Origin of the sequence: Pseudomonas sp. WS 5078 (assembly GCF_012985745.1) — a bacterium.
Classification (GTDB): domain Bacteria; phylum Pseudomonadota; class Gammaproteobacteria; order Pseudomonadales; family Pseudomonadaceae; genus Aquipseudomonas; species Aquipseudomonas lundensis_A.
In genome coordinates, this window is the sequence record NZ_JAAQWX010000005.1 from 1 (window position 1) to 13,037 (window position 13,037).

The window sequence follows — 13,037 nt, forward strand, 5'->3', positions numbered from 1 at the left end:
TCCACCTCAAGGCCGGGGCCCTGGTGACGTTGGATGCAGGCGCGAACCTGACGTTGATGGCAGGCGGTCATCATCTCGTGATCAATGCGGCGGGCATTTTTTGCAGCACACCGATCCAGTTGGGGGGGCGTGCCGATACCGGGCACGCCCGCCCTGCCGCTAGCGCCGGGCGAGGTAAAGGGCTTGCAAAGTGTTGAGCTGGACCCGGCGACTCAGTTGCAAGCGTTGTACCTCAAGGCACCTGCGTGCCCGCAATGCGAAATTTTGAAAAAACCCCTTTCAGTGGGAGGTGCGCATGCTGACGCCTGACACATTGCCTCGCGACCTGCCCTGGCAAGGCAATGCCTACTTGTTGCTGGATGGCATCAGTGTGCAAAACCTGCGAGTCCGCTTGCACGAGTGGTTTGGTGCCCCGGATTTCCAACTGCTGTATGCCAGCACACCGCTGGCGTCCTGCAACCTTGTGTCTCCTTGCCTGATCACGCTGGATGGGCCGCAAATGCCCGGTTTGCGTCCTTATTTTTCGCACATTGCTGAAGAGTGGGGCTATCTGATTTTCAGCCGTGCCAGCGCATTCGAGGTCATCTGTCATTTGCGTGCGCTGCTGAATGCGCAATACCCGCACGGGCCGAACGTCTGGTTGCGGGTGGCCGATCCCGCCGTCATGCATGCCTTGCTCACCCATGCTGCCGCTACGCAGCGCACGCACGTGTTCGGGCCTATGGAGCAGGTGGTGCTGCCGGATGCGATCAGTAATAAGTGGCACCACCACGTGCGCAGCGGTGACACACCGCAGCCCTTGACGGCGCAACCTTATGCCTTGTGTGAGCGCCAGGTGGCTTTGCTCGATGAGGTGCGTCTGCGGGCTACATGGAGAAGCCTGCAGGAACATGTGCAGGAAAAATTCCCGAACCTGCCAATCGGCCAAGACGCGCAAACACGCTGGGAGTGGATTCGCCAGGTGACCGAGGACGCTTATGCATTGGGGTTCAACAGCGAACACGACATCTGCCTGTACGCCAATGTGCAGGTGTTATTGGGTGATGACGCGCTGGAGTCCCATCCCGACATCGCCGGGCTGCTGACCCGACCGTCCTCACTCACGCCGACCCAACGTATTACCCAGGCCGCCGAACAGGCGCTAGCCCGCAGCGGCTACGTTGAGGAGCCCAAGGCATGAGCGCACCGCGTCCAAATTCCACTCATAGGGATATGAGGCCTGAGTTCCCGTCACCGGGTTCGGACTCAACAGCCGAGTCCTCCTAATGAGTGGGATTTGTCCTACATAAAGTTCGGAGCGGGACGATTCTTCGGGGTTGCTGAACGGCGCAATGTCGCCGCTTTCCATTTGTCAGGATCCCCTCATGACTCACGACACAGCACTCGCTGGCACCAAACCCGCTGAGTTTTATGTGATTTCGATCAAAAAGTTCCTCTTTATGTGCGTCATCACTATGGGGTGGTATTTGGTGGCGTGGTCCTATCTGCAGTGGACGCACTACAAGCGTTCGACCGGGGCAAATATTTGGCCTGCCTTTAGAAGCATTGTGGGTCTGTTGTATGTTTTTTCACTCTTCAGCAACGTTCAACGCGCACTCGTTGACTCCGGTCGCGATTATGAGTGGCATCCGATAAGCCGCTGCATCGTGCTCTATACCGCTTGGATCGTTTCGAGCTTCACCCTGCTGGTGGAGCCTGAACTTATCCTCGTTGCGCTCAACGCTGTGTTATTGGTGGCCAGTTGCTGGGCGCTGGTAGGGGCTCAAAAGGCCATCAACTTTCTCCACAACGACCTTCAGGGCAAAAAGAACCATGCACTGAGCTTTGTCGAGGGTCTCTGTGCAGTGGGCGGAGGCGTAGTCTGGGTGCTGTTGATCTTGATAGCGTCACTTGTGGTTTACATGCCCGTTGAATAGAAGCGTTCGTTGGCCTGACTGATTGTTCACGGGCAATAAAAAACCGGGCACCTTCACAGGTGCCCGGTTTTTCAAGTTTCGGTTAATGCATCAACCGATGGTCATCAAGCTTGCGTTACCCCCCGCCGCAGCGGTGTTGACGCTCAATGCACGCTCAATCACCAAGCGTTCCAGTGCGATGTTGGTTTCGCCCTGGGACAGACCTTGCACGCCGACGATAGCGCCCGCACGTTTGGCCACTTGCTGGCACACATCGCGCAGTTGGTCACAGTCGCCATGGTGCAGCACAGCGTCGAAGATCACATCGTCCTTGGTCCAGTCAGCGACCAGTTTGACGCGTGCCTGTACTTCTTTTGGCAAACGGGCCAACAAGGTTTTGGCCAATTCGCTTTGCGGGATAACCGCCGAACTACCCACCGCCAGAACGGCTGCCAGTTGAGTCAGCAGGTCGCTTTCAGTGTCGGCCAGGCACAGCACGTGTTCACGCGGCAGGATGGCGTAGCTGTTGCGTTCGCCCGTCGGGCCATTCAACAGGCGGGTAATACCGCTTTGCGAATGGGTGCCGAATTCGCTGCACAGTTCGGCCAGTGTTGCCTGCTGATTGCTTTCTGCCCAGGCTTGCAGGGCTTTGAGCGGTTTGCTCAAGGCGTCGCGGGCCTGGGTGTCTGGCGCGCTGATGGCGTCGACTTTTGCGAACGATTGCTCAATGGCATTGCCCGGACGCGTCGACAGCAGGCGGAACAGGTACAGCGGACCACCGGCTTTCGGGCCAGTGCCTGACAAACCTTCACCGCCAAACGGTTGCACACCGACCACCGCGCCGACGATGTTGCGGTTCACGTAGACGTTCCCCGCATGGACGCTGTTGACCACTTTGGCGATGGTCTCGTCGATACGTGTGTGCACGCCCAGCGTGAGGCCGTAGCCCGACGCGTTGATTTGCGCGATCAACTGGTCAAGGTCTTTGCGCTTGTAACGAACCACGTGCAGCACCGGGCCGAAAATTTCGCGTTCCAGCTCGTCAAAGCTTTCCAGCTCAATCAGGGTCGGCATGACGAAGGTGCCGCGCTTGCATTCTTCGATGTCGGCAATTGCCATCTGGTACACGTTGCGACCTTTGTCGCGCATGCCCTGAATGTGTTTTTCGATACCGGCTTTGGCTTCGGCGTCGATCACCGGGCCAATGTCCACGCACAGGCGCTCAGGGTTGCCCATGCGCGATTCGGCCATGGCACCTTTGAGCATTTCGATGACACGGTCAGCCGAATCTTCCTGCAAGCACAGGACACGCAGAGCCGAACAACGCTGACCGGCGCTGTCAAAGGCCGAGGACACCACGTCGATGACCACTTGTTCGGTCAGCGCTGAAGAGTCGACGATCATGGCATTTTGGCCACCGGTTTCGGCGATCAGCGGGATTGGACGGCCCTGAGCATCCAGGCGGCCCGCGATGTTGCGTTGCAGCAGACGGGCGACTTCGGTGGAACCGGTGAACATCACGCCTTTGACGCGATCGTCACCCACCAGGCGGGCACCGACGGTTTCGCCACGGCCCGGCAGCAGTTGCAATACGCCTTCAGGGATACCGGCTTCCAGCAGGATGCGCACAGCTTGTGCCGCCACCAGCGGAGTTTGCTCGGCAGGTTTGGCGAGTACCGGGTTACCGGCGGCCAGAGCGGCAGCCACCTGACCGCTGAAAATGGCCAGCGGGAAGTTCCACGGGCTGATGCACACCACTGGGCCCAGAGGGCGGTGGGCATCGTTGGTGAGGTCGTTGCGTGCCTGTACCGCGTAGTAGCGCAAGAAGTCGACGGCTTCTCGGACTTCAGCGATGGCGTTGGCGTAGGTCTTGCCCGCCTCACGCGCCAGCAGGCCCATGAGTGGCTGGATCTCGGCCTCCATCAAATCGGCAGCACGCTCCAGAATGGCAGCGCGTTCGGCGGGCGGGGTAGCCTGCCAGATCGGCGCGACGTTCAGGGCGCACTGGATTGCGTTGTCGGCATCTTCAACGGTGGCTTCTTGCACGTGGCCAACCACGTCACGCAGATCGGACGGGTTGAGCACAGGGGCCGGGGTTTCAGTGCTGGACGCGCAGCCGAGCATCGGCGCGGCTTTCCAGTCATTGTGGGCCGTGGCTAGCAAGGCGCAGGACAACGAGGCCAGGCGGTGTTCGTTGGCCATGTCGATGCCGCTGGAGTTGGCGCGCTCGCTGCCATAGAGATCACGCGGCAACGGGATGCGCGGGTGAGGCAAGCCGAAGCCGCCTTCTTGCGCAGCCATTTGCTCGATCTGCGCGATCGGGTCGGCCACCAGTTCCTGAATCGAAATGCTGTGGTCGGCAATGCGGTTAACGAACGACGTGTTGGCGCCGTTTTCCAGCAGACGACGTACCAGATACGCCAGCAATGTTTCGTGCGTGCCGACCGGTGCGTACACGCGGCAAGGACGGTTCAGCTTGCCTTCGGACACTTTGCCGACCACTTGCTCGTACAGTGGCTCGCCCATGCCGTGCAGGCATTGGAATTCGTACTGGCCAGGGTAATAGTTCTGACCGGCGATGTGGTAAATAGCCGAAAGTGTCTGGGCGTTGTGGGTCGCAAATTGCGGGTAGATGGCTTCTGGTACGGCCAGCAGTTTTTTCGCGCAGGCAAGGTAGGACACGTCGGTGTACACCTTGCGGGTGTAGACCGGATAGCCTTCCAGGCCTTCAACTTGGGCGCGTTTGATTTCGCTGTCCCAGTACGCGCCTTTTACCAGGCGGATCATCAAGCGGTGACGGCTGCGGCGTGCCAGATCGATCACATAGTCGATCACGTACGGGCAACGCTTCTGGTAAGCCTGAATCACAAAGCCAATGCCGTTCCAGCCAGCCAGCTGTGGCTCGAAGCACAGGCGCTCCAGCAGGTCGAGCGACAGCTCAAGGCGATCAGCCTCTTCGGCGTCGATGTTCAAGCCGATGTCATATTGCTTGGCCAACAAGGTCAGCGACAGCAGGCGCGGGTACAACTCGTCCATCACGCGCTCGTACTGGGCACGGCTGTAACGCGGGTGCAGGGCCGACAGCTTGATCGAGATGCCAGGGCCTTCATAAATGCCGCGACCGTTCGAAGCCTTGCCGATCGAATGGATCGCCTGCTCGTAGGACGCGAGGTATTTTTGCGCGTCAAGCTCGGTGAGTGCAGCTTCACCCAGCATGTCGTAGGAGTAACGGAAGCCTTTAGCTTCAAAACGCGTGGCGTTGGCCAGCGCTTCAGCGATGGTTTCGCCGGTTACAAACTGTTCGCCCATCAGGCGCATGGCCATGTCGACGCCCTTGCGGATCATCGGCTCGCCGCTTTTACCGATGATGCGGCTCAGGGAGGAGGTCAGGCCTGCTTCGTTGTGAGTCGATACCAGCTTGCCGGTCAGCAACAGGCCCCAGGTCGCGGCGTTGACGAACAGCGACGGGCTGTTGCCCAGGTGCGGGTGCCAGTTGCCCGTGCTGATCTTGTCGCGAATCAAGGCGTCACGGGTGCCTTTGTCCGGGATGCGCAGCAGTGCTTCGGCCAGGCACATCAGGGCCACGCCTTCCTGGGACGACAGGGAGAATTCTTGCAGCAGGCCCTGAACGATACCTGCACGGCCACCGGCGCTCTTCTGGTTGCGCAGTTTTTCGGCAATCGACGCAGCCAGGGTTTGCGTAGCCTCGGACATCGGCGCAGGCAGACGGGCCTGCTCGATCAGCATCGGAACCACTTCGGGTTCCGGGCGACGGTAGGCAGAAGTAATGGCGGCGCGCAGTACGGACTGCGGCAGGATGCTTTCTGCGAACTCCAGGAAGCACTGGTGCGCGTGATCGGCTTGCACGTCGTCGGCGTCATCGCTGGCCGCGCCAGGGATACCGCTCAACTCGGTCAGGGTTGCACCACCCTCGAGTTTTTCCAGGTAATTGAAGATTGCCTGCTTGATCAGCCAGTGTGGCGTGCGATCAATCGAAGTCGCGGCGGCCTTCAGGCGCTCGCGGGTCGGGTCATCAAGTTTGACCCCAAGGGTGGTGGTAGCCATATTTTTATCCTCATGGGTGCCGCATTTGCGCGGCAGCAGCTGGCGGCAAGATTAGCTCTGCGCACATCGAGGTGCAACCTAGTGCAACCCGTTTTTTTGAGGATTGTTCGACAGTTCGTCAGGTATTTTCATGCCCCGTATTTTTTTGCACAGGGTTGGTGCTTTTTCTTTGCTTAAGTGCGGTTCTTGCTCCGAAAAGGAGCAAAAAAACCGAATTGAGACGAAAAGGCGACAAGGTGCAACTTGTCAGACAAAAACTGGTTGCACCTGATTTGCTTTGTTGCATAGCATTCGCCGCTAAGGTGCAACCTCTTCACTGTTGGGTTCATCGGCTGATGATTTTCCTGGGGAAACGTCAGTTATAAATGCGCGGCTATGTTCTTCGTCTCAAACAGGACGTTTGTGAGCGTCCCACCAGACCGCTGCTAAACATAAAAACAATGCCAGGGCTTAATTCAATGAGTGTTAGTAACCCAACCCTGATCACGTTCGTGATCTATATCGTGGCAATGGTGCTGATTGGCTTCATGGCCTATCGCTCCACCAACAACCTGTCTGATTACATTCTCGGCGGCCGTAGCTTGGGCAGCGTTGTGACGGCTTTGTCCGCTGGCGCCTCGGACATGAGCGGCTGGTTGTTGATGGGTTTGCCGGGTGCGATTTATGTTTCCGGCCTGTCGGAAAGCTGGATTGCCATCGGTCTGGTGACCGGTGCCTACCTGAACTGGCTGTTTGTGGCGGGTCGCCTGCGGGTTCAGACCGAGCACAACGGCGATGCACTGACCCTTCCGGATTACTTCGCCAGCCGTTTTGAAGACAAAAGCGGCCTGCTGCGGATTATTTCTGCGATCGTGATTCTGGTGTTCTTCACCATCTACTGCGCTTCCGGCATTGTGGCCGGTGCCCGTCTGTTTGAAAGCACCTTCGGCATGCCGTACGAAACCGCACTGTGGGCAGGCGCAGCAGCGACTATCGCCTACACCTTCGTCGGCGGTTTCCTGGCTGTAAGCTGGACAGATACCGTTCAGGCCACCCTGATGATCTTCGCGTTGATCCTGACGCCAATCATCGTGCTGTTGGCGACCGGCGGCGTGGACACCACCTTTTTGGCAATCGAAGCCCAAGACCCAAGCAACTTCGACATGCTTAAAGGCACGACCTTCATCGGCATCATCTCGCTGATGGGCTGGGGGTTGGGTTACTTCGGCCAGCCGCACATTCTGGCGCGCTTCATGGCCGCAGACTCCGTGAAGTCGATCGCCAAAGCGCGTCGTATCTCCATGGCGTGGATGATCCTGTGCCTGGCCGGTACGGTTGCCGTGGGCTTCTTCGGTATCGCTTACTTTTCGGCGCACCCGGAAGTGGCCGGTCCCGTGACTGAAAACCCTGAGCGTGTGTTCATTGAACTGGCCAAGTTGCTGTTCAATCCGTGGATTGCCGGTGTATTGCTGTCGGCTATTCTGGCTGCCGTGATGAGCACCTTGAGCTGCCAGTTGCTGGTGTGTTCCAGCGCCCTGACCGAAGACTTCTACAAAGCCTTCCTGCGCAAAAATGCGTCGCAGAAAGAACTGGTATGGGTCGGTCGCGCCATGGTCCTGGTGGTGGCATTGATCGCCATCGCGCTGGCTGCCAACCCTGATAACCGCGTTCTTGGCTTGGTGAGCTACGCATGGGCAGGCTTCGGCGCCGCGTTCGGCCCTGTGGTTCTGATCTCCGTGCTGTGGAAAGGCATGACCCGTAACGGTGCGCTGGCCGGTATCGTGGTGGGCGCCATTACGGTCATCGTGTGGAAGCACTTCGAGCTGCTGGGTCTGTACGAAATCATCCCGGGTTTCATCTTCGCCAGCATCGCTATTCTGGCGGTCAGCGTCATGGGCAAAGGCCCTAGCACGAAGATGGTCGAGCGCTTCGACGCTGCCGAGAAAGACTTCAAGCTAAACCGTTAAGTGCATTGAGCTTCGGCTCGCGGCACTGTTCCTGAAAACGGCCCGTCTCTTTTGGAGGCGGGCCGTTTTTTTATGCGAGTGATTCTTTGGCAGGAAATTGAAGAAGGCATTCTGTAAGAGGATTCCTGGTGGTGACGAGGAAACGTCTGAGCTTGTTTTAACGCTTCATTCCACGTCTAGCCTTGTCTCAACGCTCGCTTATGAGCGTCAACTCAAGGAGTGTGTTGATGGGCCGGAAAGTCATTCGCGGTGATATCTCGCTGCATAAAATACCGTTTCAGTTCCAGAGCCAGTATGTATGGACGATTCAGCTGTTTATCGTTTTACCCAACGGTATTCGCAAGCAACTCGGCATGATCAGTGAACCCACATCAATCAGAGAGCCCTGGAATTTTGCATTCAATTTCGATGATGAACATACCCCTGACGGTGTAGGGCACTATGGGATTCGGGTTGAGGTACTGGACGGAACCGTTGTGGTTGCGGATGCCGATCAAAGCTTTTCAATTGCCTGGCATAACGATGCACCAAGCTTTCAGCAACTGGTGCTTGAACCCCAGGCCATTTGACCGGTAACACCGTCGGGCGCGGGGGGTGGCATAACGCCTGACGACATGGGCTGCACAGGGTAAACTTCGCCCCCTGCGCAGGAGCAACCATGAACTATCGTCACGCCTTCCACGCCGGCAACCATGCCGACGTCCTTAAACATATTGTTTTGACCCGTCTCATCGCCTTGATGTCGCGTAAAGAGCAGCCCTTTGCCTATCTGGACACCCATGCGGGCATTGGCTTGTACGATCTTCAAGGGGATCAGGCCAATCGCACCGGTGAGTATCTGGAGGGCATTGCACGTTTGTGGGGGCAAAAAGACTTGCCCGCCGTGACGGCGGACTACATGCAAGTGCTGCACGCGATGAACCCGGACGGTGAGTTGCGTTACTACCCTGGTTCACCTGAGTTGGCACGACGTTTGACCCGCTCCCAGGACCGCGTGTTGTTGAACGAGAAGCACCCGGAAGATGGCGTGTTGCTCAAAGACAACATGAAGGGCGATCGTCGGGTCGCGGTGCATCTGGGGGAAGGATGGCACGTCCCGCGTGCGCTGCTGCCAGTGGCCGAAAAACGCGGGTTGATGCTGATTGACCCGCCGTTTGAAAAGCTTGATGAAATGAAACGCTGCGCCGAGTCGTTGAAAGATGCGATCAGCCGGATGCGTCAGACGGTTGTGGCCATCTGGTACCCGATCAAGGACAAACGCCAGCTGCGTCGTTTTTATCAGGATCTGGCAAGTTCAGGCGCGCCGAAACTTTTGCAGGTGGAGTTGTTTGTACATCCCCTCGACACGCCAAACAGCCTGAATGGTTCGGGTTTGGCGATTGCCAACCCGCCTTGGGGCCTGGAAGAGGAACTGCGTGAACTGTTGCCATGGTTGGCCAGAAAGCTGGGGCAAACCCAGGGTGGCTGGCAGATGGAATGGTTGATCGCAGAATAAGTCATCGCCCGCCCGCACTGACGGGGAGGGCGGTGCGTTGTGGCTGGAGCAGCCAGCGGCGGTGGAGTGAATCGCCGCTTCACGCAGCTCGGCAACGGCTACAGATCATGCGTTTCTGTAGCCGCTGACGAGCTGAGCCATGCGGCGTCGGGAGCGGGGCTTTAAATTGGGCAAGTCACGCCTGTGCCGCCAATCCCGCAATAGCCATCAGGGTTTTTGGCCAAGTATTGCTGGTGATAAGCCTCGGCAAAGTACACCGTCGGAGCCTCATCAATTTCAGTGGTGATGGTGCCTTTACCTGCTTTGGTCAGTTCAGCCTGGTAGGCCTCTTTGCTGGCCTTGGCGGCTGCGAGTTGTTCAGGCGTGGTGCAATAGATCACCGAACGGTATTGGGTGCCGATGTCGTTGCCCTGGCGCATGCCCTGAGTCGGGTCGTGCAGTTCCCAGAACATTTTCAGCAGTGCGTCGTACTTGACCTTGTCCTGGTCGTAGACCACCAGCACGACTTCTGTGTGGCCAGTCAGGCCCGAGCACACTTCTTCGTATGTCGGGTTAGGGGTGGAGCCGCCCGCATAGCCCACGACGGTGCTGACCACGCCATCTTTCTGCCAGAACTTGCGTTCCGCGCCCCAGAAACAACCCAGGCCGAAAATGGCAAAGCCGACATTGTCAATAAAAGGGCCCAGCAGCGGGGTGTCTTCGAACACGAAATGCTTTTCGGGCAGCACCATAGGCGTTTCACGGCCCGGCAGGGCTTGTTCAGGGGTAGGTAGCACGTTTTTATTCACCAGGATTTCCGAGCGCAAGACCATGTTTCAAGCCCTCTCAGTCAGTTTGTAAAAATGTAGACCGCCAGTGTGCCCGAGTGTTGCGGCGCTGTCAGTCCAGAGGGCCACGCGGGTAGCGTTTGAGTTTTTCCACCAGTTCGCTGCCAGGAATCGGCCGGTCAAACAGGTAGCCCTGGCCCACATCGCAGCGATGGCGGCGCAAGAAGGCCAGTTGCTCGGCGGTTTCAATGCCCTCGGCCACGACTTTGAGCTTGAGGTTGTGCGCCATGGCGATCACGGCGGAGGTGATTTCCATGTCGTCCTGGTTGTCGGGGATCTCATTGATGAAACTGCGATCGATTTTGATGATGTCGATCGGGAACTTCTTCAGGTAGCTGAGCGATGAGTAGCCCGTACCGAAATCGTCCATGGCCAGGGTCAGGCCCAGTTTTTTCAGTTGGTCGAGCTGCAGGTGAGTGTCTTCGGTGGCTTCGAGCAGCAGGCCTTCGGTCAGTTCCAGCTCCAGCAAGCGCGCGGGCAGTTGTTCTTCCTTGAGGATGCTGGCAATCGAGGCAACCAGGTCGGGGTCGGAAAACTGCTTGGGCGACAGGTTAATGGCGACTTGCAGGTTGCCCAGGCCTTCGGCGCTCAACTGCTTGCTCATGCGGCAGGCCTGACGTGCAATCCACTTGCCGATAGGGATGATCAGGCCGGTTTCTTCGGCCACGCTGATGAACTGGTCCGGGCGGATCATGCCGCGCTCCGGGTGGTTCCAGCGAAGCAACGCTTCCATCCCCAGTAACCGGCCTGTGCGCAGGCACAGTTTAGGCTGGTAAAAGACGTCAAGCTCGTTTTGGGTCAGGGCGCGGCGCAGGTTGTTTTCGACGAACAGCTTGTAGCTGGCTTCGGCGTTCAGCGCTTCGGTAAACACCTGAACCTGATGTTTGCCATTGGCTTTGGCTTTGTGCAGGGCAAGGCCTGCGTTACGCATCAAGGTTTGCGGGTCGCGGCCGTGCAGCGGTGCGCTGGCCACGCCTACCGAGCCGGTCACGCTGATTAACTGGTTGTCGACGAACATGGGTTTGTCGAGTGTCATCAACAACTGGCTGGCAATCTGCTGGCCGGTTTCAAGGTCGGTGTCGTCGAGCAGCACCGCGAACTCATTACTGGCAAACCGCGCCAGGCTTCCGCTGGGGCTCAGGCTGTTACGCAGGCGGCGTGCGAGGCTGATTAGCAATTTATCGCCGGTCTGGTGACCGAGGCTGTCATTGATGCGTTTGAAATTGTCGATGTCCACCAACAGCAGGCAAAGGGGGGCATCGTGGTTGCGATTGAAGCGTTCATCCAGATTGCGAATGAAAGCGGGGCGATTGCCCAAATTCGTCAGGTTGTCGGTATAGGCCAGTCGCTCGATGCGCTGTTGAGCGAGCTTGGACTCCGTAATGTCTTCGTAAATGCCGATGTAATGCGTCAACTCGCGGTTGTCGCCATAAACCTTGGAAATCGACAGTTGTCCCCAGTAGGGCTCCAGGTTTTTACGGCGGCTCTTGAATTCGCCTTGCCAGCTGTTGCTTTTGCTCAGGCTTGACCGCGCGTCGAACAACAGTTCGCTGAGGTTTTCCAGGGCGGGCAATTCGGAGAGTTTGTGCCCTTGAACTTCTTCAGTGCTGTACTGGGTGATGGCCGTAAAACTGGGGTTCACGTACTCCACTACGCCATCACAATTGACCAGTAAAAAAGCGTTGGCGCTTTGCTCCACGGCGCGCTGAAACAGATGCAGCGCATTGGTGGCTGCTCGCCGGTTATGGTTGTTGATCACTTGCGCAAACTGGTCGGCCAGCTCACCGGCAAAGGCAATTTCATCGGATTGCCACAGGCGGGTGTTGCCGTTTTGTTCAAGGCACAGCACGCCAACCACCTGACCATCAATCCGGATGCTGGCGTCGAGCATGGCGCTAGCTTCGCCCCTGCTGAGGCTGGCAACCAATTCTCGCGTGCGCGGGTCGCGGTTAGCGTTTTGCGCATCAATCGAACGGCTGGTGTGCAGCGCCTCAAGGTAATCCGGGAAGTCGCTGGCGTCGAAAATCTCGTGAGCGACGTAGGCATTGCTGTTGCGCTCGTAAGCGGAGATAGGCAGCAGACGGTTGCCTTCGAGGTTCCACAGGCTGGCGCCGTCGATCTGATAGATGTCGCAGGCGCTGCGGGTGATCAGCTCTGCGGCTTCTTGCAGGGAGTTGTTCTGGCTATAACGATGGCGGGCCAGGCGCAGGATCAAATCTTGCTGAGCGCGCACACGCTCCAGATGTTGAAGCTGTTCTTGCTGGGCGCGCTGGTTGAGCTCAAGGGCAATCTGCAAGCGGGAATTCTGGGTTTCGAGATCATCCAGCGGCACCGGCGGTGCGCTATTGATGGCCGACTCAACCACCAGCAGGTAACCCCGCAGCAAGTGGCGATTATGTTGTTTATAGGCCTCGCCCAGTTCCATCAGGCTCAGCGCGCCCAGAGAGGTGTGCAAGGTGTAATGCACCACGTAATACGGGTTGACCCCAAGCTGGAGCTGGATGGCATCGTGCAGCCGATAGCGCGCTTGCGGTGCCATCAGGCTCGCATATGGCGACCCCAGCAGCGAACAAAGCTCGACGGCTGGCAAGCCGAATTGGCGCTCGCAATTAGGGTCCAGGTAAAGCAGCGCCCAACTGGCGTCATTAAGCCGCTCGAAACGCAGCATCCCGAGCCTGGAAGGCACAGGTAACTGGGTGACGACCTCGGCTGCCGCTCGCGGGACAGCATCGGGTTGGCTTTTCATTGGGAAACTCGCTTCACAAATGCTGTTTATGCACGGGCTGGCGCCTGTTACTGCGGTTCGGGC

General features: G+C 58.0%; 9 protein-coding genes. 6 read left to right on the top strand and 3 right to left on the bottom strand.

All coding sequences use genetic code 11. The annotated features are described in order from the left end of the window. From HBN68_RS22025 to HBN68_RS08655, 3 genes are all read left to right on the top strand, one after another. A partial coding sequence (locus HBN68_RS22025) for a hypothetical protein (RefSeq protein ID WP_222931619.1) occupies nt 1–197 on the top strand: 197 nt, incomplete at its 5' end. 98 nt (nt 198–295) lie between these two features. Beyond that, nucleotides 296–1,180, top strand: coding sequence for a DUF4123 domain-containing protein (locus HBN68_RS08650; RefSeq protein ID WP_169963642.1), 885 nt, complete (start codon nt 296–298; stop codon nt 1,178–1,180). A 184-nt stretch (nt 1,181–1,364) separates the two neighbouring features. Beyond that, nucleotides 1,365–1,916, top strand: a complete 552-nt coding sequence (locus tag HBN68_RS08655; RefSeq protein WP_169963644.1) for a hypothetical protein — start codon at nt 1,365–1,367, stop codon at nt 1,914–1,916. 90 nt (nt 1,917–2,006) lie between these two features. Here the strand turns inward: HBN68_RS08655 and putA are convergent, their stop codons facing one another. Beyond that, nucleotides 2,007–5,960, bottom strand: a complete 3,954-nt coding sequence (gene putA / locus HBN68_RS08660) for a trifunctional transcriptional regulator/proline dehydrogenase/L-glutamate gamma-semialdehyde dehydrogenase (protein ID WP_094991891.1) — start codon at nt 5,958–5,960, stop codon at nt 2,007–2,009. A 458-nt stretch (nt 5,961–6,418) separates the two neighbouring features. On the opposite strand from putA, the gene putP reads away from it, so the two are divergent. The 3 genes from putP to rlmJ all read left to right on the top strand — a co-directional run bounded on the left by putP (nt 6,419) and on the right by rlmJ (nt 9,401). Continuing rightward, a complete protein-coding gene (gene putP / locus HBN68_RS08665) occupies nt 6,419–7,906 on the top strand; it encodes a sodium/proline symporter PutP (RefSeq protein ID WP_094991892.1) in 1,488 nt (495 codons plus the stop codon). Nucleotides 7,907–8,133: 227 nt separating this feature from the next. Beyond that, nucleotides 8,134–8,475, top strand: coding sequence for a hypothetical protein (locus HBN68_RS08670; protein WP_094991893.1), 342 nt, complete (start codon nt 8,134–8,136; stop codon nt 8,473–8,475). Nucleotides 8,476–8,564: 89 nt separating this feature from the next. Next, complete coding sequence (rlmJ, locus tag HBN68_RS08675) at nt 8,565–9,401, top strand: 23S rRNA (adenine(2030)-N(6))-methyltransferase RlmJ (protein WP_169963646.1); 837 nt, start codon at nt 8,565–8,567, stop codon at nt 9,399–9,401. A 161-nt stretch (nt 9,402–9,562) separates the two neighbouring features. Here rlmJ and msrA read toward each other — a convergent pair whose 3' ends face one another. After that, nucleotides 9,563–10,213, bottom strand: coding sequence for a peptide-methionine (S)-S-oxide reductase MsrA (gene msrA, locus HBN68_RS08680; RefSeq protein ID WP_169963649.1), 651 nt, complete (start codon nt 10,211–10,213; stop codon nt 9,563–9,565). A 67-nt stretch (nt 10,214–10,280) separates the two neighbouring features. Further along, the gene (locus HBN68_RS08685) at nt 10,281–12,974 is read right to left on the bottom strand and encodes an EAL domain-containing protein (protein ID WP_169963651.1); all 2,694 of its coding nucleotides are present in this window, start codon (nt 12,972–12,974) and stop codon (nt 10,281–10,283) included. Nucleotides 12,975–13,037 lie beyond the last annotated feature (63 nt).

Bases quoted from the DNA above. Each gene is read 5' to 3' on its own strand.
- HBN68_RS08650 (WP_169963642.1), top strand. From the start codon at position 296: ATGCTGACGCCTGACACATTGCCTCGCGACCTGCCCTGGCAAGGCAAT.
- HBN68_RS08655 (WP_169963644.1), top strand. From the start codon at position 1,365: ATGACTCACGACACAGCACTCGCTGGCACCAAACCCGCTGAGTTTTAT.
- putA (WP_094991891.1), bottom strand. From the start codon at position 5,960: ATGGCTACCACCACCCTTGGGGTCAAACTTGATGACCCGACCCGCGAG.
- putP (WP_094991892.1), top strand. From the start codon at position 6,419: ATGAGTGTTAGTAACCCAACCCTGATCACGTTCGTGATCTATATCGTG.
- HBN68_RS08670 (WP_094991893.1), top strand. From the start codon at position 8,134: ATGGGCCGGAAAGTCATTCGCGGTGATATCTCGCTGCATAAAATACCG.
- rlmJ (WP_169963646.1), top strand. From the start codon at position 8,565: ATGAACTATCGTCACGCCTTCCACGCCGGCAACCATGCCGACGTCCTT.
- msrA (WP_169963649.1), bottom strand. From the start codon at position 10,213: ATGGTCTTGCGCTCGGAAATCCTGGTGAATAAAAACGTGCTACCTACC.
- HBN68_RS08685 (WP_169963651.1), bottom strand. From the start codon at position 12,974: ATGAAAAGCCAACCCGATGCTGTCCCGCGAGCGGCAGCCGAGGTCGTC.